We start from the raw sequence: 18,521 nt of genomic DNA on the forward strand, positions 1-18,521 counted from the left end.
CGTCTATGTCGATACCCTTCATCGCCGTAGCTTCGGCTGAAGGAAATTGGCAAGAAGCGGACGCCGACGGGCGGCCCTCACCGCCGTCCGGGCCCACGCCGGCCGGGTACGCCCGGCCGGCGGCTCAGCGGCTGCCCAGCGCGTCGATGTCGCGTATCTCCTCGGCGGTCAGCGCGAACTGGAAGACGTCCGCGTTGGCCCGGATCCGCTCCGGCGTCACCGACTTCGGGATCACCACGATCTCGTGGTCGATGTGCCAGCGGAGCACCACCTGGGCCGGCGAGACGCCGTGCGCGCCGGCGATCCGGGTGAGCACCGGATCGGACAGGTCGCTCCGCTTGAACGGGCTGTAGCCCTCCAGCACCACACCCCGGTCCCGGTGCTCGATGTGCCAGTGGCGGTCGTACAGGGCGGGACTCCACGGGATCTGGTTGACCGCCGGGTTCTCCTCGGTGGCCTGGATCAGCTCGTCGATCTGCGCGGTGCTGTAGTTGCTCACCCCCACCGCCCGGGCCAGCCCCTCGTCCCGGGCGGCCAGCATCTCCCGCCAGACCGGGATGCTGTCCGCCGGGTTCGACGGCGGCCAGTGCACCAGCCACAGGTCGACGTGGTCGGTGCCGAGCGCGCGCAGGCTCGCCTCGATGGTCTCCCGCTCCCGGCCCACCCGCTCCGGCGGGAGCTTCGTGGTGAGGAAGACGTCCTCGCGGCGTAGCCCGCTCTCCTGCACCGCCCGGCCGACCTCCTCCTCGTTGCCGTACATGGTGGCGGTGTCGACGTGCCGGTAGCCGGCGTCCAGCGCGGCCAGCACAGCGTCGTAGCCGGCCTTGCCGGTGGCCTGCCAGGTGCCGAAGCCGAGCAGCGGCATCCGCACCTCGCCGGGCAGCAGAACGGTGGGCTGGTCCAAGTCCATGCCGACGGTTCTACCCCTGATCGCCCCCGACATGCCCGGAAACCGGGCATCCGGGTCGTCGGCGGCGGGTCGGTGCCGGCACCCGGCGTCCCGGGCCGGATTGCCGGAGAATGCGGGTGTGGCCGACCGGCTGGAGGAGTACCGGCGCAAGCGGGACGCGGCACGCACCCCGGAGCCGGTGCCGCGGCGCGCCCCCCGCCGGAGAAAGCCGGCGGACGGCACCGCCCGGTTCGTCATCCAGCAGCACCACGCCCGGAGCCTGCACTGGGACCTGCGGCTCGAACACGAGGGCGTGCTCGCCTCCTGGGCGGTGCCGCGCGGCCTGCCCCGCGAGCCCGGCCGCAACCACCTCGCCGTGCACACCGAGGACCACCCGATGGAATACCTCACCTTCCACGGTGAGATCCCGGCCGGCGAGTACGGCGGCGGCCGGATGACCATCCACGACCGGGGCACCTACCGCGCGGAGAAGTGGCGCGACGACGAGGTGATCGTCGTGCTCGACGGCGAGCGGACCAGCGGCCGGTACGTCCTGTTCGCCACCGGCGGCAAGGAGGGCCGCGACTGGATGGTCCGGCGCACCGACCCGGCCCCGGAGGGCTGGACCGGCATGCCCGAACTGGTCCGCCCGATGCATCCGAGCCCCGGCGGGAAGCTGCCCCGGGACGAGCGCCACTGGGGCTACGAGCTGCGCTGGGACGGGGTGCGCGCGGTCGCGTACGTCTCCGGCGGGCGGCTGCGGCTGCTGGCCGAGACCGACGAGGAGATCACCGGGTCGTACCCATGGCTGCGGGACATGGCCGAGGGGCTGGCCCCCACCGAGGCCGTGCTGGACGGGGTGCTGGTGCGGATCGACCGCGCCGGCCGGGTGCGGCCGGCGCGCGGCGGCCGGGCCACCACGGACGCCCAGTACCTGATCTTCGACCTGCTCTGGCTGGAGGGGGTGACCAGCGTCGAGCTGCCGTACGCGCAGCGCCGGGAGCTGCTCGACGGTCTGGCGCTGACCGGACCGCACTGGCAGACTCCGCCCTGGTTTCCCGGCACCGGCGCCGAGGCCCTGCGGACCGCGCGCGAGCAGGGGCTGCCCGGGGTGGTGGCCAAGCGACTCGACTCGGTCTACGAGCCGGGCCGACGCAGCCGGCGCTGGCTGAGCATCGACACCGGCTGAGACGGCGAGGAGCGACGTGTACCTGACCCACCTGGAGTGCCCACGCTGCGGCCGGGAACACGACGCCGACGAGCCGCGCAACCTCTGTGACTGCGGGTCCCCGCTGCTGGCCCGCTACGACCTGGCCGCGGTGGCCGAGGTGGTCACCCCGGAACGGTTCGGGCTGCGCCCGGCCGACCTGTGGCGCTACCGGGAGCTGCTGCCGGTGGCCGACCCGCGGCACGTGACCACGCTGGGCGAGGGCTGGACGCCGCTGCTGCGCGCCCCGGCGTACGGTGCGGAGATCGGCATTCCCGAGCTGCTGGTCAAGGACGAGGGGCTGACCCCGACCGGGTCGTTCAAGGCGCGCGGCGCGGCGGTCGGCGTGAGCCGGGCCCGGGAGTTGGGCGTGGAACGGATCGCGATGCCGACCAACGGCAACGCGGGCGCCGCCTGGGCGACCTACGCCGCCCGGGCCGGGCTGGGCGCGACGGTGGTCATGCCGGTGGACGCCCCGGGCATCTGCCGGCGGGAGTGCGTGGCGGCCGGCGCCGACCTGCGCCTGGTCGACGGGCTGATCGGCGACGCCGGCCGGCTGGTCGCCGAGCTGGTGGCCGGCTCGGCGGGCGCGGTCTTCGACGCGGGCACGCTGCGCGAGCCGTACCGGCTCGAGGGCAAGAAGACCATGGGGTACGAGATCGTCGAGCAGCTCGGCTGGCAGGTGCCCGACGTGATCATCTACCCGACCGGCGGCGGGGTGGGGCTGATCGGCATCCACAAGGCGCTGCAGGAGCTGCGTGAGCTGGGCTGGATCGGCGACCGGCCGCCCCGGCTGGTGGCCGTCCAGTCGACCGGGTGCGCCCCGATCGTCCGGGCGTTCGCCGCCGGTGAGGACCGCGCCCGACCCTGGACGGACGCGCACACCGTGGCGTTCGGCATCACCGTGCCGGCGCCGCTCGGCGACGAACTGATCCTGGCCGCGCTGCGGGCCAGCGGTGGCACCGCGGTGGCGGTCGAGGACGCCGAGATCCTGGCCGACCTGCGCGACTTCGCCGCCCGGGAGGGACTGCTGCTCTGCCCGGAGGGGGCCGCCTGCCTCACCGCCGCCCGACAGCTGCGGGCGGGCGGGTGGATCCGGGCCGGCGAACGGGTGGTGGTGCTCAACACCGGCACCGGCCTGAAGTACCCGGAGACGGTGGACGTGGCCGGGGTGCCGGTGCTGTCCTGATCCGCCGGGCCGGGCGGCCAGCCGCGCTGGACGAGCCGAAGCCGCCCGGCCGCACCCGGGCCTGCACCTGGTAGTCGGTCCAGCCGGTCTGGCCGGCGAAGAGGCGGGCCGGTTCGCTGCCCGCGTTGGACTGGTTCACGGCGCCGTCGGTCACCGCCCAGCTACCGCCGGACTTGGACCAGCTGGCGGTGTCGCCGTCGCTGAAGGTGTCGGTGAAGACGGTGGCTGCGAAAGCCGAGGTGGTCATGCCGGCGGCGAGGGCGACCACGGTCGCCGCGGCGCCCACGGCGAGCAGCAGCGCGCCGGCGGTGCGGTGTCTGGATCGCACGGGTGTCCTCCTGGGTGCAGGTGGTGGTGCCCCACCCGGTGGCACGGCGCAGGGGGAGCCGGCGCACGGTGCTGCGGCCTGGGGATCGACGGGTCCCGCCGGAGGCCCGGACTCCGGAGGGGACGAACGGGATCAAAAGCTGCCTTAAAGGACTTCCCGTACTCGAAAGGCTAGGACCGGTCACATACGAGCGTCAATGGATTGCGCTTGCAGGTCTGTTGCAGGATCTCCGGCCCGGCGTCACTCGCCGGTCGGCTCGGTGAGCCGCCAGGCCGCGTTGATCAGGCCGATGTGCGAGAGCGCCTGCGGGATGTTGCCCAGCTGCGCGCCGTCGCGCAGGTCGATCTGCTCGCTGAGCAGGCCCACGTCGTTGGCGTGCTTGACCACCCGCTCGAACAGCCGCCGGGCGCGGTCCCGCGCACCGGCCATCGCCAGGCACTCCACCAGCCAGAACGAGCAGAGCAGGAAACCCGCCGGCTCGCTGGCCCAGCGCCGGACCAGCCCGTCGGGGGTGCCGAGTTCCCGCTCGACCGCCTCGATGGTGGCGCGCATCCGCGGGTCGGTCGCCGGCAGGAAGCGCACCACTGGCAGGTAGAGCGCCGAGGCACCCAGCTCGGGCGAGCCGAAGAAGGCGGTGTAAGCGCCGACCTGGTCGTTCCAGCCCTCGCGCAGCACGGTGGCCCGGATCTCGTCCCGGACCGCGGCCCACCGCCGCGGGTCGGCGCGCTCGCCGAGCCGGGGCGCCAACGCCACCGCCTTGTCCATCGCCGCCCAGCAGAGCACCTTCGACGACAGGTAGTGCCGCGCGTCCTCCCGGGCCTCCCACATCCCCCGGTCGGGCAGGTGCCAGGTGGCGGCCACCTGCTCGGCCAGCCCGAGCACCATCTCGCGCAGCTCCTTCTCGAAGCTGGTGCCGAGGTAGTCGCGCAGCTGCCAGGTCGCCAGGATCACCTCGCCCGGGACGTCGAGCTGGCGTTGCCGCCAGGCGTCGTTGCCGACGCTCACCGGCCGGCTGCCGGCGTAGCCGGGCAGGTGGGTGAGTTCGTGCTCGGAGAGGTCCCGCTCCCCCGCCAGGCCGAACATCACCGGCACCGGCATCTCACCGACCTGGCCGATCGAGCGGGCCACCCAGGCGAAGAGGCGGGACGTCTCGTACGGGCAGGCGGCCACCCAGAAGGCGCGCAGGGTCATCGCGAAGTCGCGCAGCCAGGAGAGGCGGTAGTCGTAGTTGCGATCGCCGCCGAGCTCCTCCGGGAGCGACGTGGTGAGCGCCGCGGCCACCGCGCCGCTGCGGCTGTACGTGAGCCCGGTCAGCACGGTGGCGCTGTGCCGGACCAGGTCGGCGTACTCGCCGGGGTAGTGGTGCGACTCCCGGTACGCCTCCCACGCCTGCACGGTCTCGGCGAGCGCGACGACCGGGTCCAGCCGGGCCGGCGGGTCACCGTACGCGGGCCCGTAGGCCAGGTCGAAGCCGATGACGTCGCCGGCGGAGACCGCGAACTCGTGCCGGACCCGGTCCTGCCCGGCGCGCAGCGGCAGGCCCTGGCCGTGCAGCGTCAGCGTCACCGAGCCGCACGCCGCCAGCACCCCGCCGTCCGGCTGGTCGTGCAGGTACGGAAGCAGCAGCCCGTAATCCGGCCGGGGGCAGAAGTCCAGCTCCATCGGCACCCGGCCGCTGAGCCCCTCGACCACCCGCAGCAGCACCGCCGGCGAGTTCCTGCCCAGCTCGTGCCCCCGGGCGCCAAGTTCGGCGGCCAGCGCGTCGGTCACCGCCACGCTGCCCTCCGGCGTGTGGTGCACGGTACGCAGCACCAGGGTGTCCGGCTGGTAGGAGCGCTCCACCCGGTGCCCGGGCCGGCCGGCGGCGACGGGGGCCAGGAGCCAGTGCCCGGCCTTGGGGCCCAGGATCCGGCCGAACACCGAGGGGGCGTCGAACCGGTCCGGGCACCACCAGTCGATCGAGCCGTCCCGGCCGACCAGCACACCGGAGCGGCAGTCGGACAGGAAGCCGTAGTCGGAGATCGCCGGCTCGTCCACCCGCTGCGGGTACCCGGATCGGCCCGCCTCAGACCGGGGTCGCCGGCACGACCGTGGCCGGACCGGTTCGCCGGCCCGGTCGGTGCCGCCGGCACCGGGTCAGGAGGTGGGCGGCTCGTCCTCGCCGGCGGCCTCCGCCGCGTCCGCCTCCTCCTTGGTGCGGTGCACCGCCTGGTCGGCGTGCTCCGGCGGGCCGTAGACGGTGTAGAGGACCAGCGGGTTCGGCCCGGTGTTGACGAAGTTGTGCTTCGTGCCGGCCGGCACCACCACCAGGTCGCCCTGGACGACCTCGCGCTTCTCCCCGGCGACCCGGGCCTCGCCGGTGCCGCTGACGAAGGTCAGGATCTGGTCGATGTCCTCGTGGACCTCCTCGCCGATCTCACCGCCCGGCGGGATCGTCATGATCACCAACTGGGTGTGCGTTCCGGTCCACAGCACCCGCCGGAAGTCCGGGCTCTTCTCGGCGACGGTCGCGATCGTGAAATGCTCCATGCCGGGCTCATACCCGGTCCGGCCCCGCGTCACGCCGGGCCTGGCAGACGGTGGAATTTGCCACCTCTTCGAGGTTTGGCTCCATCCAGGACGGGGATCGACACCTCGACCGGTGCAGCGCGGCCGGTCGAGCCAGGTCCCCGCTGACGTACCGCCGTACGGCTGCGGTGGTGGGAGACGGCCCGAGCGCGGCGACGCTTCGACCCAGGTCGAGCGGCGCCGTGCGCTCTTTTGCTCACGGCGGCGGACCGACGGTGCGGTCAGGAGAGCACCGTCAGGTGGAACGGCCGGTCGGCGACGCTGCCGTCGCCGGCGAAGGTGGAGACGAAGACGCCGTTCGGGATGCCGGTGCGGCCGGCCACGGCCACCTGACCGGGCGGGGCGACGCCCGCGCTGCCGGGGAGCCCGATCGTTCCCACGTACCCGGCGGCCGTCACGTCCTGGTCGAAGATGACCTGGTACTTGCCCCGGGCGAGGCGGGTCGCCTGCGCGACGCCGAGCCCGCGGACCAGGTTGCCGTCGGCGGTCACCACCGCGAAGAGCACCCGAGCCGTCGTCGGCAGGCCGACGGTGGCGCAGGTGGTGACCTGCGCGTCGGCACGGGCGGCGTCGTCGTCCCCCGGATCGGGCTGGGCCGGCCCACGCCGGGTCCTGGAACTGGACATCGGTGCCCTCCCGGGCCGCCTGGAGGGCGGCGATGAGGCAGTTGTCGCGGCAGGGGCGGGATCATCGCCGATCGCACCCTTTGTCATCGAACGTAGGTCGTGACCGTTCCGGCAACCAGGTCGGCGGTTGTCCGATCACGGACACTGTCACCGCTCCGCCGCAGGTCAGGGCCGTTGTCGCGGTCAGGCGTCGGGGACGGCCACCGGTTCCCTGCCCACGCAGCGCACCTTCAGCTCGTACTCGCCGGCCGAGCCCTCGAACGTGACCTCGACGTCGTCGTCGGGCCCCCGGTCATCGAGATCGAGGCGGAGCGGGGGCACGCCCGTCCGGTGTGGAGCGTCGAGATCGTCGCCGGGCGGACCGCGTCGACGGCCCGGACCGGCGGTACGCGCGCCGCGGCCGGCTCGACCCGATGACGATCGACGATGTCTGACATAGGCTGAGGTATGGAGCCCGCCCACGGGGGTCGGGCGGCGGAACCGGTCTACCGCCCCGTCCTCGCCTGCCGGCGGGGTGAGCTGGAGGCGCTCAGCCACCTCGACGGCGTCGTCGTTTCCCTGCTCGCCCCGATCCTCCAGGTGTCTACTGCGGACGCGAATTCGATGGACGTCCTCGGCCGGCTGCCGGAGGGTCTGGTGCCGGCCGTCGACGTCGGCGCCCTGCCCGATCTGCCGGAGACCGAACCGGTCCGCTGGGGCGTACCGCTGGTGCCGGTGGTGGGGCTCGCGGACAGCGACCGGCGGCTGGTCGCGCACGGCCTGACCGCCCGGGCGTACGCCCACCGCGCGGTGGTGCGGCTGCGGGTGGCCCAGGACCGGGCCGGGCCGGACGCCACCACCGCCGCCGTGGAGCGGGTGTGGCGGTTCACCCGGCTGGTGCCCGAGCAGTGCGACCTGCTGGTCGACGCCGGTGACGTGTGCTGCCCGGCGGACGTGCGGTCGGCCGAACCCCGGGTCCGCCGGCTGCTCGACTGGGCGCGCCGGCACGCCTGGCGGTCGGTGACCGTGGCGGCCGGCGGGATGCCGCCGAGCCTGTCCCGGCTGCCCACCGACGAACCGGTCCGTCTGGACCGCTGGGACTGGCTGCTCTGGCAGCGCCTGGCCGATCTCGGCGTCGGGTACGGCGACTACGGGGTGGCCTCCGCGGTGCCCGTCGCGGACCAGCCGGCCGACCGGCTGCCCACCATGCGCTACACGGCCGACGGCGCCTGGTGGGTCTACCGGTGGTCGCGGCGCGGCGGGCGGGGCGACGACCGGTTCGCCGACCTGTGTCGCGCGCTGGTCTCGGCCCCGCACTGGCCCACCGCCGGGGCGGCCTACTCATGGGGCGACCACGAGATCCTCCGGCGAGCCCGGCGGGTAGCCGGTGCCGGGTCGGCGAGCAACTGGGCGGCGTGGAGCACCTCGCACCACCTGGCGCACGTGCTGGCCACCCTGCTGCGCCCGGACGCCCGGCCGGGGCGGCCCGGCGCACCCGGCCGGGCGGCCCGGCGCACCCGGCCGGGCGGCCCGGCCTCGGGGCGAGCAGACCCGCCGGGCCGGTTGACCGGGCCCGGCGGCGGATCGCCGGCTGCTACTGCTTCTCTGTGAACCCGAACTGGATGATGCCCTCGTCGTCGACGGTCGCGTCCACCGAGGCGTCGCCGAGCAGTTCGGCGGCGTCCGCGTCGAGGAAGATCCGGGCGCCCTGGTTGTCCACCACCTGGTCGCCCTGCGCCGGCTGGGCCGCCAGTTCGACGGTGAGCGAACCGGCCTGCGTGTCGGCGGCGATGCGCACCCCGCCCTCTTCGGCGACGTCCTGCTGGTTGGCGAGGTCGCGGATGACCAGGACGGCGTTGTCGGTCATGGTGAGCATGGCGGAACTCCTCGTGGATTTCTCGGATTCACGGCGCGGGCCGGACCGGCCCACGGGCGAGCACACGTGGGAGGCGATTGCCGGGGCCTCGATCGCCCCGTCGCGTCGGGGCAGCTGAGGCCCCTTCACGGCCTACGGTGCCCGCTGCCGGCGGATCCGTCAAATCGAGCCCGGTCAGTGCGCGAGGGTCGCCGGGGCGAGCAGCGCGCGGATGTCGCGTACCGCCGCGCGGCCGGCCCGGTTGGCGCCGATCGTGCTCGCCGACGGCCCGTACCCGATCAGGTGAATCCGCTCGTCGGCCACCACCCGGGTGCCGTCCATGGCGACACCCCCGCCCGGGCCGCGTAGCCGCAGCGGGGCGAGGTGGTCCAGCGCGGCCCGGAAGCCGGTGCACCAGAGGATCACGTCGGCGGCGACGAACCGCCCGTCGGCCCAGGCCACGCCGTCGGGCGTGATCCGGTCGAAGACGGGTAACCGGTCGAGGACGCCACGCTCGCGCAACCCGAGCAGCTCGGCGGTGAGCGGCAGCCCGGTCACCCCGACCACGCTCGACGGCGGGCGGCCGGCGCGGACCGCCTGCTCGACCAGGGCCACCGCGGCCCGGCCGCGATCGGGTCCGAACTCACCGGCCCGGAAGTCGGGCGGCCGCCGGGTCACCCAGGTCGTCTCCGCGGCGACCGTGGAGACCTCGCCGAGCAGTTGTACGGCGGAGGTGCCCCCGCCCACCACCACGACCCGCTTCCCGGCGAACTCGTCCGGCCCCCGGTAGTCGGCGGTGTGCAGTTGGCGGCCGCGGAACAGCGACCGACCCGGGTAGTACGGCCAGAACGGCCGGGTCCAGGTGCCGGTGGCGTTGATCAGCGCCCGGGTGGACCAGGTTCCCCGATCGGTGGCGACGTCGAGCCGGCCGTCGGGGCGCGAGGTGACCGCCCGCACGTGCACCGGCCGGCGTACCGGCAGGTCGAACTCGCGCTCGTACGCGGCGAAGTAGGCGCTGACCACCTCGGCCGCCGGACGGTCGGGGTCGGCCGCCGGGAAGGGCATCCCGGGCAGCTCGTGGAAGCCGTGCACCCGGTCCAGCCGCAGGGTCGGCCAGCGGTGCCGCCACGCCCCGCCCGGGCCGTCGTCGGCGTCCAGGATGACGAAGCCCGTCGCCGGGGTGAAACCGGTGCGGCGCAGGTGGTAGCCGGCGGAGAGGCCGGCCTGGCCGGCGCCGATCACCAGCACGTCGACGTCGCGGGCGTCCATGCGTGGTGCAACAACGCCGGCCGCCGCGGGCTGCCCGCCGGGAACGTCGTCCCGCTCACACCGCACCGGCCGCCCGGCCCGGTGGAACCGGTGCGGGGTGAGCCCGGCGCGGATAAAACCGGCGGCGCGGGGCGCGGGTTGGAACCGGTGCCCCGCGGCCGGGGTCTGATCGGGCAGGATCGGCGTCGCGGAGGGTGGGATGGGCGGACGGGTCGGGTGGCGGGCCCTGCTTCCGGCGGTGGTGCTGGGGCTGCTGCTGACCGGGTGCGAGGGCGTGGGCGTGGCCGACGCGCCGGACGAGGGTCGGGCGTCATATCAGGCGTGGGGGCTCAACGAGGCGTCCAGCGACCTCGACGGCGAGGACCGGACGGTGGTGCTCAGCGGCGACCTGGAGCGGGACAGCGACGCGTTCTTCACGGTGGACGGGCGGTGGGACGCCGCGGGGTTCGTGCTCGACGACGCCTCCGCCGAGCGGGTCCGCGCTCTGGCCGGGCGGCTGCCCGAGCGGACCGGCGACCCGGCGTGCCACCGGCTGGTGCTGGTGAGCGACGGCCTGGTGGACCGGGCGGTCGCCGTCGTCGCCCCGGACGAGCAGCCGCCGGACGGCCCGGTGACCGCCCGCCGGCTGGACGGCTGAACCGGGCACCGGCGTGACGGCCACCGCACCGCCCGACCACCGCACTGCCGCACCGCTTCACCACCGCACCGCCGGGCCGGGGCACCACCGCGCGCCGCCGCGCCCGCGCCATCGGCGGCAATTTCTTTCGGCTCGGAGATTTTGCCGGCAGATATCTCCATGACAGCATCGACGCATGCATCGACGTCTCTTCCCCCGGACGCTCGCGCTGGTCGCGCTGGTCGCCGCCGCGGCCACCGCCGGCGCGCCCACCGCCACCGCCGAATCGCCGACACCCGCGGCGACCCGCCTCAACGCCACCATCGACGCGATCCTGGCCGATTCCCGGCTGGCCGGAGCCCAGGCCTCGGTGGTGGTGGTCGACGCCGCCAGCGGAGAGACCGTCTACAACCGCAACGGCGACCGCCGGCTGATCCCCGCCTCCAACACCAAGCTGCTCACCTCGGCCGCCGCCCTGGAACTGCTCGGCGCCGGGCACCGGTTCCGCACCGACGTGCTGACCAGCGGCACCCGCCGGGCCGGGGTGGTCTCCGGCAACCTGCACCTGCGCGGCGGCGGCGACCCGACCATGCTGGCCGCCGACTACGACGCGCTCGCCGCCCAGGTGGCCGCCGCCGGCGTCCGGCTGGTCACCGGGAACCTGGTGGCCGACGACACCCGCTACGACCGCACCCGGCTGGGCCCGGACTGGACCTGGGACGACGAGCCGTACTACTACGCCGCGCAGGTGTCCGCGCTGACCGTGGCACCGGACACCGACTACGACGCCGGCACGGTGATCGTGCACGCGGCGCCGGGAGCCGCCGCCGGCCACCGGCCGGTGCTGACCACCACGCCGGCCACCGGCTACCTCCGGTTCGACAACCGGGCCGAGACGGTGGCCAGCGGCGAGACCTCGATCTCCTTCGAACGCGAGCACGGCAGCAACACCGTCGTGGTCACCGGCCAGATCGTCGTCGGCGACGAGCCGGAGAGCGACTGGGTGACGGTGTGGGAGCCCACCGGGTACGCCGCCGACGTCTTCCGGGCGGCACTGCGCAAGCACGGCGTACGGGTGCTCGGCCGGACCGTCCTCGGGCAGCCCACCCCGGAGGCGGCCGCCACCGTGGCCCGGCACGACTCGATGACCCTCGCGGAGCTGATGGTGCCCTTCCTCAAGCTCTCCAACAACGGCCACGCCGAGGTGCTCACCAAGGAGATCGGGCGGATGCGCTCCGGCTCCGGCACCTGGTCGGCCGGGCTTTCGGCGATCGCCGGGTACGTGGCCGACGCCGGGCTGGACACCGGCACGCTGCGCCAGCGGGACGGCTCCGGGTTGTCCCGGCGGAACCTGGTGCCGGCCGACGAGTTCGTCCGGCTGCTCGCCGCGGTCCGCGCCGAACCCTGGTTCGACGCCTGGTACGCGGCGCTGCCGATCGCCGGCGAACCCGAGCGGTTCGTCGGCGGCACCCTGCGCAGCCGGATGCGGGGCACCGCGGCGGCCGGCAACGTGCACGCCAAGACCGGCAGCCTGACCGGCGTCTCCAGCCTCTCCGGCTACGTCACCGACGCCGACGGCCGGGTGCTGGCGTTCTCGGTCCTGCTGAACAACTACCTCGCCTCGTCGGTGAAGGGGCTGGAGGACCAGATCGCCATCGCGCTGGCCACGTACCGCGAGGAGGGCGTGGGCGCGGCGCGGGTGGCGCCGCCGGCGGCCCCCGACGCACCCCGGGTGCCCGACGGCCGGGAGTGCTCCTGGGTCAAGCCGATCGTCTGCTGACACCGGTGCGGGGCCCCCGGGCCGGGGGCCCGCACCGGCTCAGGCGCCCGGCCGGCGCGGCGGCGGCACCGCGGCGGTCGGGTCGCCCCGCTCGATCAGCGCGGCGATGTCGGCGGCGTGCAGGCCGCGCAGCGCCAGCACCCGGGTGCCCCACCGGTGCAGCCGGCACGGGTGCGGGCTGGCGTCGTTGCGGCAGACCGTCCCGCCCGACCAGCGCCGCGGCGCGTGCACCACCACCGCCCGTACGGCGAACTGGGCGTCCTCCCCGGTCACGTACGGCGGCAGGGGGATCTCCCGGAGCACCTCCCCGGCCGGTTCCCGCGCGGCGGTCGGTCGGGCGGTGCGGGTGGCGCTGCTCATCGGGACCCTCCACACAGGATCGTCGGACCGGACAGCAGAACGCTACGACGCCCCGGACCCGGCGCGACGGACAAACTGTCCCGGCAGACCGGAGTCACCGCCCGCACGCCCGGCAGGCGCGGCGGGTGCGCCGGTGGTAGTCGACGGCGCCGCGCAGACCGCCCAGCCGGCCGCGACCAGCGCGGGATGCCAGGTGCGGGCGCGGCCCAGCGCCGCGCCGAGCAGCGCCGTGGCGGCGCAGAGCCCCACCGCCCACCACCCGGTGAAGACCATCAGGTCGGTGTCCAGCGGCGAGAACGCGGGGGCGCCGGCGACCGCCCAGCACAGTCGCAGCGCGCCGTAGGTCAGGGCCCAGCCGAGCACGGCGTACGGCAGGACCGGGCGACGGGTCTGGGTCGGTGGGGCGGGCGGTGCCGGCGGCGGCAGGGTGCGGATCATGCCGTCCACCCTGCTCGGCCGCCGGCCGGCGCCACTCCCGCCGCGGGGTGGAGCGACTCCCCCGCTCGGGGAACCGGTGGCTCAGCCGGCGGACCGACGGTCAGCGCAGCGCGAGCGCCTGGAGGCTCACACTGCCGCACTCACCGGTGAACACCTCCTCGGCCACCCAGGTCAGCACCACCCGGGTCCCCTTCGGAGCCTGGAACCGGACGGTGAACTCGGCGGACCGGAGCGTGTGCGGGTCCTCCATCCGCAGCGTCCGGCTCAGGTCGCCGAGCCGCACCTCGAGCCGTCCCCGAGCCATCCAGACCCCGGCGTACAGCCGTACCGTGCGCGCCTCGCCGGCGCCGGCCACGGTCAGCGTGAACCCGCTGCCGGCCCCGCAGGTGTAGACCCCGGTCGCGGTGCCGTCGACCGAGCGGACCGGTGCGCCGTCGCGCCAACTGACCGTCTCCTGGTTGGCGTCCCAGCCGCCCCGGACGCCGCGGCCGCCGGCGTCGACCAGTTCGCCGGAGCCGTCGCGCTTGCGCACCGTCGAGTCGCCGCCGCGCAGTCCCCAGTGGATCCAGTCGCGGCTGCCCGACGCGGTCAGGTCCACCTGCGCGGGCACCTCCCGCTGCTCGACGGTGAGGGTGGGGCGGACCGGCGGGCCGGAGGTCGCCGACCCGGACGGGGTGGGGCTCGGTGGCCGCTGGCGTGGCTGCAACCCTGGTGAGGCCGGCCCGGTGGCCGGGCGGTGCAGTTCGGCGCCGGGGAACGCGCTGGGTCGGCCGATGCCGGCCGGCAGTCCGTCCGGGCCGCCGCCTCGTTCGCCCGGCGCCGGATCCGGCTGGGCGGCCAGGTACGACACCAGCGCGGCCAGGCAGGCGAATGCCGCGAACCCCTCCAGCACCCAGCGGCGGCGCTGCCGGAGGCGGGCCAACCACCGCAGCGCCGCACGGACCCGGGCCGGCAATGGCAGGGTCGAGCGGTGCCGGGCCGGTGTGCCGGACGCGCGATGGCTGGCCGGACCGGTCGCACCGGCGCGCGCTCGGGTGAGGTCTTCCTCCGCCACCGACCCTCCACTCCCCACCGCCCGGCCCGGCCCCGATGGCGCGCGCGCCGCCGGGGTGAGCCGTCCCAACGTTCGCACCGGGTCGCCCGTTCCGCAACGTGGACGGTCGGGTTACCCGGTTCGTCACCGGAAGGTAGCGGATACGCCGGAAAATCGGGAATCCCGGTCCGAGCCACCACGACGACGCCCGCGCCGGGTCGGCGGCGCGGGCGGGGCCGAGCGCGGTGGGGGCGGCCTCAGCGCCGCTCGCGCCGCCGCAGGCCCCGGCCCGGATGCCAGCTCTCGATGAGCAGATGGTCCGCCGGATCGCCGACCCGGGTCAGCACCACCTCGGTCAGCTCGATCCGGAACCGGTGCGAGCCGTCCTCGCCTGCCGGCTCCTCGTGGGCGATCCCGGCGATCTTCGCGTCGCCGCCCCAGACCCGCGGGTCGTCCTCGGGCGCGTCCTCGGTCGGGCAGTGCAGCGCCACCCGGGGGTCGCGGCGCAGGTCGAGAGCCTTGAGCGCGCCGGCCATGCTGCCCAGCCGCAGGTGTTCGGGGCCGAAGTCGAACTCGGTGCCGCTGATCCGCGGCGAGCCGTCGCGGCGCAGCGTCGCCATCGTGCCGTGCTTGCGCACCGTGAAGCGGGCGCGTACCCGCTCGGCGAACTCGGGTTGCTCAGCTACCAGGTCGGACCACCATGCCATGCCACCCACCCTGGCAGGGAAACCTGACAACCGGCGTCGGCTTTTTCAGCGGATCTCGAAGCCGAGCGCCTGGGCGATCACCACGGTCTGCTCGGTGTCGACGATCGCGCCGGCCCGCTCCACCACCGTCGGGTCGAGCGCGGTCAGGTCGCTGCCCCGCAGGTCGGCGCCGGCGAGCCGGGAACTGTGCAGCTGGGCGGCGGACAGGTCGACGCCGGTGACGGTGGCCCCGGTCAGGTCGGCCCCGGTCAGGTCGACCTCCCGCATCCGCACGTCGGTGATCCGGACCCCGCGCAGGTCGGCGCCCGGGAGCGCGACGAACGACCAGTCACCGCCGGCGATCGTCAACGGCCGCAGGTCGCACTGGGCGAAGGTGCTGCCGACCAGCTTGCAGCCGGTGAACTCGGCCTCGAAGAGGTTGCACCGCGTGAAGGTGCACCGGGTGAAGGCCGAGTCGGTGTGCCGGGAGGCGTTGAACTTCACGTTGCCGAAAGTGCACCCGTCGAAGACCGCGCCCCGGCTGACCGCCTCGGTCAGGTCGACGTGGAGGAACGAGCAGCGGACGAAGTGCCGGTCGACCAGCTCCTCGCCGTACCAGTCCTCGTTGCGGAAGGTCGCGTCCTCGGGCATCGGGCCAGGCTACCGACGACCACCGACATGTGTGGTCGTCCGCCCTTCCGGCCGAGCGGTACCGCCGAGTAGGTTCGGCGGCGTGAGTGTGGCACGCAGCATCGACCCGGACCAGATCGGCTTCGACCCGGCGCGGCTGGCGCGGATCGACGATCACTTCGGCAGGTACGTCGACGCCGGCCAGCTGGCCGGCTGGCAGGTGGTGGTCACCCGCCGCGGCGAGGTGGCGCACGCCTCGACGTACGGGCTGCGGGACGTGGAGGCCGGCCGGCCGGTGCGGCCGGACACGCTGTGGCGGATCTACTCGATGACCAAGCCGGTCACCTCGGTCGCCGCGATGATGCTCTGGGAGGAGGGCCGCTTCGAGCTGACCGACGAGATCAGCCGCTGGCTGCCCGAGTTCGCCGACCTGCGGGTCTACTCGAAGGGCTCGACGCTCAAGCCGTACACGGTGCCGGCGATCGAGCCGATCCGGGTCTGGCACCTGCTCACCCACACCGCCGGCCTGACGTACGGCTTCATGCAGACCTCGGTGGTCGACGGCCTCTACCGGGCCGCCGGCTACGACCTCCACCCGCCGGCCGACGTCGACCTGGCCACCGCCTGCCGAGCCTTCGGCGAGCTGCCGCTGCTGTTCCAGCCCGGCACCGCGTGGGGCTACTCGGTCGCCACCGACGTGCTCGGCCGGCTGGTCGAGGTGGTTTCCGGGCAGAGCCTGGACGCCTTCTTCGCCGACCGGATCTTCCGCCCGCTCGGCATGACCGACACCCACTGGTGGGTCGACGGCGACGCCGCCGACCGGCTCGCCACGCTCTACGCGCCCGACCCGCGCACCGGCCGCGCGTTCCGCTACGACAAGCTGGGCGCCCTGGCGTACGAGAAGCCGGCGTTCCTGTCCGGCGGCGGCGGCCTGATCTCCAGCGCCGCCGACTACCACCGGTTCACCCAGATGCTGCTGCGCGGCGGCGAACTGGACGGGGTGCGCCTGCTGGGCCCCCGCACGGTGCGCTTCATGACCCGCAACCACCTGCCCGGCGGGCAGGACCTGGGCACCCTGTCCACCGGCGGCTTCGCCGAGACCACCCTCGACGGGATCGGCTTCGGGCTCGGCTTCGCGGTGGTCGAGGACCCGATCCCGAGCCGGGTGCCGAGCAGCGTCGGCGAGTACTACTGGGGCGGCGTGGCGAGCACCGCGTTCTGGGTGGACCCGGTCGAGGAGATCACCGCGCTGCTCTTCACCCAGCTGCTGCCGTCCAGCACCTACCCGCTCCGGCCGCAGCTGCGCCAGCTGGTCTACTCCGCCCTGGTCGACTGACCGGTCACCGCGGCCGGCACTCCTCGATGTCGTCCGGGAAGGTGTAGCAGGCGGTGTGCGCGCCGGCGGTGCCGGTGACCCGGAAGGGGCGTCCGGCGTCGTCGATGGTGACGGTACCGGTGCGCCCCTGCGACGCCCAGTCCAGCTCGACCCGCCACTCGCAGTCGCACCGCTCGGTGTGGCCGACGACGAGGAACGTCTCGGCGTCGGTCAGCGACACCCGGTACGGGAAGCGGATCTCCCTCCGCTCGTGCGCCGGGACGCCGCCCTCGCCCTCGACGAACATGCCGGCGCGGAGCGCCGGCGGATCCTCGTCCAGGTCGGCGTCCACCCACCGGTAGGCGCTCGGCCCGCCACCGCCCGGCACGGCGAACACCCCCCGCACGGCGGGGCGCCGCGTCGCCACCCGTACGCGCAGGTCGGTGAGCGTCACCTGGGCCTCGCTGACGCCCTGGACGGTGAAGGACACGCCGAGGCGGGAGGCCGGCACCGCGTTGGCCTCCCGGGCCCACGGCGACCAGTCGTCGCGCCAGCCCGGCCGGGCCGGGATCTCCGCGAGTGGCGCGACGACCACCCAGCCGTCCGTCTCGTCGTGCTCGCTGCGGACCGCGACCGTGAAGGGCAGCGCGTCCGGGTCGCCCGGCGGCGGCGGGTCGCCCGGGAGCAGGCCCCAGGCGAGGAGCCAGGCGGTCACCGCCGCGGTGACGACGGCGGCGAGGACCCCGGCGAGCCACCGCCCGGCCGGCGGGCCGACCGGCTTCAGCCGGCGCAGCCAGGCCCGCGCCCGATCAGGCCAGCGCTGCCGCGGCTCGTCCTCCGGCGCCGGACCGGCAGGCTCGGCGCCGTCGGCCGCGTCCTGTACCTCGGTCATGGCACCTCCGCGCCGGCCGTTCCCGTACCAGTTCATCGGAGTGCCGGCGCGCACACAAGGGGTCACTGGCGATGGCGTGGGGATCCCGGTCCGCCAGCGCGCGCCGGCAGCGGTCAATAGCCTGGAGAGGGCTACGTCCCGGAGGCCGGCTCCGCCGGGCCGGACCGGGACGCGGGGCGGGAGGCGGTCGTGAGCAACATCGTCGTGTTCGGGGCGGGCGGCACCGCGGGATCGCGGGTCACCGCCGAGGCGGTCAACCGGGGGCACCGGGTCATCGCGGCGGTGCGGCGCCCGGAGGCCACCTCCTACCTGCCCGCCGGCGTACACGTGGTGACCGGCGACGCCACCAGCGAGCGGAGCGTCCGGGAGTTGGCGCCGGACGCGGACGCGATGGTGCTGGCGATCGGCGGCGGCGAGCACGGACTCTGGCTGGCCGCGGCGCGGAACCTGGTGACCACGCTGCGCGGGATGCCGGACGCGCCCCGGATCATCCACCTGGGTGGTGGCTCCACCCTGCTCACCTCGCGCGGCACCCGGTACCTCGACGAGCCGGACTTTCCCGAGGAGTACCGCCCCTCGGCGTTGGGCCAGGCCGAGGCGCTCGACTACTACCGGTCCTCGGCCGACGGGGTCCGCTGGACGTACGTGTCACCGCCGCCGCTGGAGTTTCACCCGGGCGAGCGCACCGGGCACTACCGCACCGGCGGCGACCAGCCGGTCACCGACGACCAGGGTCGCTCGGTGCTCAGCTACGAGGACCTGGCGGTGGCGATCGTGGACGAGATCGAGAACCCGCGGCACGAGAACACCCGCTTCACCGCCGCGTACTGACCCCGGCGGGCCCGTGCGGCGGGTGGGGGC

At 74.8% G+C, this 18,521-nt stretch carries 21 protein-coding genes; 7 read left to right on the plus strand and 14 right to left on the minus strand.

The features are described from left to right. Positions 1-124: 124 nt before the first annotated feature. Positions 125-910 (minus strand): aldo/keto reductase family protein, encoded by a 786-nt coding sequence (locus tag FHX32_RS26240; RefSeq protein WP_167188626.1) that lies wholly within the window; start codon positions 908-910, stop codon positions 125-127. Between the two features lie 118 nt (positions 911-1,028). Here FHX32_RS26240 and FHX32_RS26245 point away from each other — a divergent pair, with 118 nt between their 5' ends. Both FHX32_RS26245 and FHX32_RS26250 read left to right on the plus strand, forming a co-directional pair. Then, positions 1,029-2,078, plus strand: coding sequence for a DNA polymerase ligase N-terminal domain-containing protein (locus tag FHX32_RS26245; RefSeq protein ID WP_167188630.1), 1,050 nt, complete (start codon positions 1,029-1,031; stop codon positions 2,076-2,078). A gap of 16 nt (positions 2,079-2,094) precedes the next feature. After that, a complete protein-coding gene (locus FHX32_RS26250) occupies positions 2,095-3,285 on the plus strand; it encodes a threonine synthase (protein ID WP_167188633.1) in 1,191 nt (396 codons plus the stop codon). Here FHX32_RS26250 and FHX32_RS26255 read toward each other — a convergent pair. The 5 genes from FHX32_RS26255 to FHX32_RS26275 form a co-directional block, all read right to left on the minus strand. Then, positions 3,218-3,613 (minus strand): hypothetical protein, encoded by a 396-nt coding sequence (locus FHX32_RS26255; RefSeq protein WP_208419204.1) that lies wholly within the window; start codon positions 3,611-3,613, stop codon positions 3,218-3,220. The two genes, FHX32_RS26250 and FHX32_RS26255, sit on opposite strands and share 68 nt — an antisense overlap. Before the next feature lie 240 nt (positions 3,614-3,853). After that, positions 3,854-5,650, minus strand: coding sequence for a glycoside hydrolase family 15 protein (locus FHX32_RS26260; protein ID WP_167188636.1), 1,797 nt, complete (start codon positions 5,648-5,650; stop codon positions 3,854-3,856). Positions 5,651-5,749: 99 nt separating this feature from the next. Continuing rightward, a complete protein-coding gene (locus tag FHX32_RS26265; protein ID WP_109901079.1) occupies positions 5,750-6,142 on the minus strand; it encodes a cupin domain-containing protein in 393 nt (130 codons plus the stop codon). Between the two features lie 260 nt (positions 6,143-6,402). After that, positions 6,403-6,807, minus strand: a complete 405-nt coding sequence (locus tag FHX32_RS26270; RefSeq protein WP_167188639.1) for a hypothetical protein — start codon at positions 6,805-6,807, stop codon at positions 6,403-6,405. Between the two features lie 183 nt (positions 6,808-6,990). Beyond that, positions 6,991-7,128, minus strand: a complete 138-nt coding sequence (locus FHX32_RS26275) for a hypothetical protein (RefSeq protein ID WP_208419205.1) — start codon at positions 7,126-7,128, stop codon at positions 6,991-6,993. A 126-nt stretch (positions 7,129-7,254) separates the two neighbouring features. Here FHX32_RS26275 and FHX32_RS26280 point away from each other — a divergent pair, with 126 nt between their 5' ends. Continuing rightward, positions 7,255-8,397, plus strand: coding sequence for a beta family protein (locus tag FHX32_RS26280; protein WP_208419206.1), 1,143 nt, complete (start codon positions 7,255-7,257; stop codon positions 8,395-8,397). Here FHX32_RS26280 and FHX32_RS26285 read toward each other — a convergent pair. Next, positions 8,381-8,662, minus strand: a complete 282-nt coding sequence (locus tag FHX32_RS26285; protein ID WP_167188641.1) for an iron-sulfur cluster assembly accessory protein — start codon at positions 8,660-8,662, stop codon at positions 8,381-8,383. The genes FHX32_RS26280 and FHX32_RS26285 overlap by 17 nt on opposite strands. Before the next feature lie 174 nt (positions 8,663-8,836). Beyond that, positions 8,837-9,910 (minus strand): flavin-containing monooxygenase, encoded by a 1,074-nt coding sequence (locus FHX32_RS26290; RefSeq protein ID WP_167188644.1) that lies wholly within the window; start codon positions 9,908-9,910, stop codon positions 8,837-8,839. Between the two features lie 199 nt (positions 9,911-10,109). Here FHX32_RS26290 and FHX32_RS26295 point away from each other — a divergent pair, with 199 nt between their 5' ends. Together FHX32_RS26295 and dacB are read left to right on the plus strand one after the other, a co-directional pair. Beyond that, the gene (locus FHX32_RS26295) at positions 10,110-10,547 is read left to right on the plus strand and encodes a hypothetical protein (protein ID WP_167188647.1); all 438 of its coding nucleotides are present in this window, start codon (positions 10,110-10,112) and stop codon (positions 10,545-10,547) included. Positions 10,548-10,722: 175 nt separating this feature from the next. Continuing rightward, positions 10,723-12,306: a D-alanyl-D-alanine carboxypeptidase/D-alanyl-D-alanine endopeptidase gene (dacB, locus tag FHX32_RS26300; protein WP_167188650.1), complete on the plus strand. Its 1,584-nt coding sequence runs from the start codon at positions 10,723-10,725 to the stop codon at positions 12,304-12,306. A 39-nt stretch (positions 12,307-12,345) separates the two neighbouring features. On the opposite strand, the gene FHX32_RS26305 is transcribed toward dacB, so the two are convergent. The 5 genes from FHX32_RS26305 to FHX32_RS26325 all read right to left on the minus strand — a co-directional run bounded on the left by FHX32_RS26305 (position 12,346) and on the right by FHX32_RS26325 (position 15,474). Continuing rightward, the gene (locus FHX32_RS26305) at positions 12,346-12,666 is read right to left on the minus strand and encodes a hypothetical protein (protein ID WP_088995736.1); all 321 of its coding nucleotides are present in this window, start codon (positions 12,664-12,666) and stop codon (positions 12,346-12,348) included. A gap of 42 nt (positions 12,667-12,708) precedes the next feature. Further along, positions 12,709-13,104 carry a hypothetical protein gene (locus tag FHX32_RS26310; RefSeq protein WP_167188652.1) on the minus strand — a complete coding sequence of 132 codons (396 nt, stop codon included), beginning with the start codon at positions 13,102-13,104 and terminating at the stop codon, positions 12,709-12,711. 100 nt (positions 13,105-13,204) lie between these two features. After that, positions 13,205-14,158: a hypothetical protein gene (locus tag FHX32_RS26315; protein ID WP_486481324.1), complete on the minus strand. Its 954-nt coding sequence runs from the start codon at positions 14,156-14,158 to the stop codon at positions 13,205-13,207. A 236-nt stretch (positions 14,159-14,394) separates the two neighbouring features. Next, positions 14,395-14,844 carry a pyridoxamine 5'-phosphate oxidase family protein gene (locus FHX32_RS26320; protein WP_167188654.1) on the minus strand — a complete coding sequence of 150 codons (450 nt, stop codon included), beginning with the start codon at positions 14,842-14,844 and terminating at the stop codon, positions 14,395-14,397. Positions 14,845-14,889: 45 nt separating this feature from the next. After that, complete coding sequence (locus FHX32_RS26325; protein WP_167188656.1) at positions 14,890-15,474, minus strand: pentapeptide repeat-containing protein; 585 nt, start codon at positions 15,472-15,474, stop codon at positions 14,890-14,892. 82 nt (positions 15,475-15,556) lie between these two features. On the opposite strand from FHX32_RS26325, the gene FHX32_RS26330 reads away from it, so the two are divergent. After that, positions 15,557-16,789: a serine hydrolase domain-containing protein gene (locus FHX32_RS26330; RefSeq protein WP_167188658.1), complete on the plus strand. Its 1,233-nt coding sequence runs from the start codon at positions 15,557-15,559 to the stop codon at positions 16,787-16,789. Between the two features lie 4 nt (positions 16,790-16,793). Here FHX32_RS26330 and FHX32_RS26335 read toward each other — a convergent pair whose 3' ends face one another. Beyond that, positions 16,794-17,660 carry a hypothetical protein gene (locus FHX32_RS26335; protein WP_167188660.1) on the minus strand — a complete coding sequence of 289 codons (867 nt, stop codon included), beginning with the start codon at positions 17,658-17,660 and terminating at the stop codon, positions 16,794-16,796. A 189-nt stretch (positions 17,661-17,849) separates the two neighbouring features. Here FHX32_RS26335 and FHX32_RS26340 point away from each other — a divergent pair, with 189 nt between their 5' ends. Further along, positions 17,850-18,491: an NAD(P)H-binding protein gene (locus FHX32_RS26340; protein WP_167188662.1), complete on the plus strand. Its 642-nt coding sequence runs from the start codon at positions 17,850-17,852 to the stop codon at positions 18,489-18,491. Positions 18,492-18,521: the final 30 nt, after the last annotated feature.

Source organism: Micromonospora sp. CNZ280 (assembly GCF_011759515.1).

Excerpts from the sequence above, each read along its gene's own strand:
- FHX32_RS26305 (WP_088995736.1), bottom strand. The coding sequence starts at position 12,666 with ATGAGCAGCGCCACCCGCACCGCCCGACCGACCGCCGCGCGGGAACCG.
- FHX32_RS26285 (WP_167188641.1), bottom strand. The coding sequence starts at position 8,662 with ATGCTCACCATGACCGACAACGCCGTCCTGGTCATCCGCGACCTCGCC.
- FHX32_RS26320 (WP_167188654.1), bottom strand. The coding sequence starts at position 14,844 with ATGGCATGGTGGTCCGACCTGGTAGCTGAGCAACCCGAGTTCGCCGAG.
- FHX32_RS26270 (WP_167188639.1), bottom strand. The coding sequence starts at position 6,807 with ATGTCCAGTTCCAGGACCCGGCGTGGGCCGGCCCAGCCCGATCCGGGG.
- FHX32_RS26290 (WP_167188644.1), bottom strand. The coding sequence starts at position 9,910 with ATGGACGCCCGCGACGTCGACGTGCTGGTGATCGGCGCCGGCCAGGCC.
- FHX32_RS26295 (WP_167188647.1), top strand. The coding sequence starts at position 10,110 with ATGGGCGGACGGGTCGGGTGGCGGGCCCTGCTTCCGGCGGTGGTGCTG.
- FHX32_RS26240 (WP_167188626.1), bottom strand. The coding sequence starts at position 910 with ATGGACTTGGACCAGCCCACCGTTCTGCTGCCCGGCGAGGTGCGGATG.
- FHX32_RS26325 (WP_167188656.1), bottom strand. The coding sequence starts at position 15,474 with ATGCCCGAGGACGCGACCTTCCGCAACGAGGACTGGTACGGCGAGGAG.
- dacB (WP_167188650.1), top strand. The coding sequence starts at position 10,723 with ATGCATCGACGTCTCTTCCCCCGGACGCTCGCGCTGGTCGCGCTGGTC.
- FHX32_RS26265 (WP_109901079.1), bottom strand. The coding sequence starts at position 6,142 with ATGGAGCATTTCACGATCGCGACCGTCGCCGAGAAGAGCCCGGACTTC.
- FHX32_RS26335 (WP_167188660.1), bottom strand. The coding sequence starts at position 17,660 with ATGACCGAGGTACAGGACGCGGCCGACGGCGCCGAGCCTGCCGGTCCG.
- FHX32_RS26280 (WP_208419206.1), top strand. The coding sequence starts at position 7,255 with ATGGAGCCCGCCCACGGGGGTCGGGCGGCGGAACCGGTCTACCGCCCC.
- FHX32_RS26310 (WP_167188652.1), bottom strand. The coding sequence starts at position 13,104 with ATGATCCGCACCCTGCCGCCGCCGGCACCGCCCGCCCCACCGACCCAG.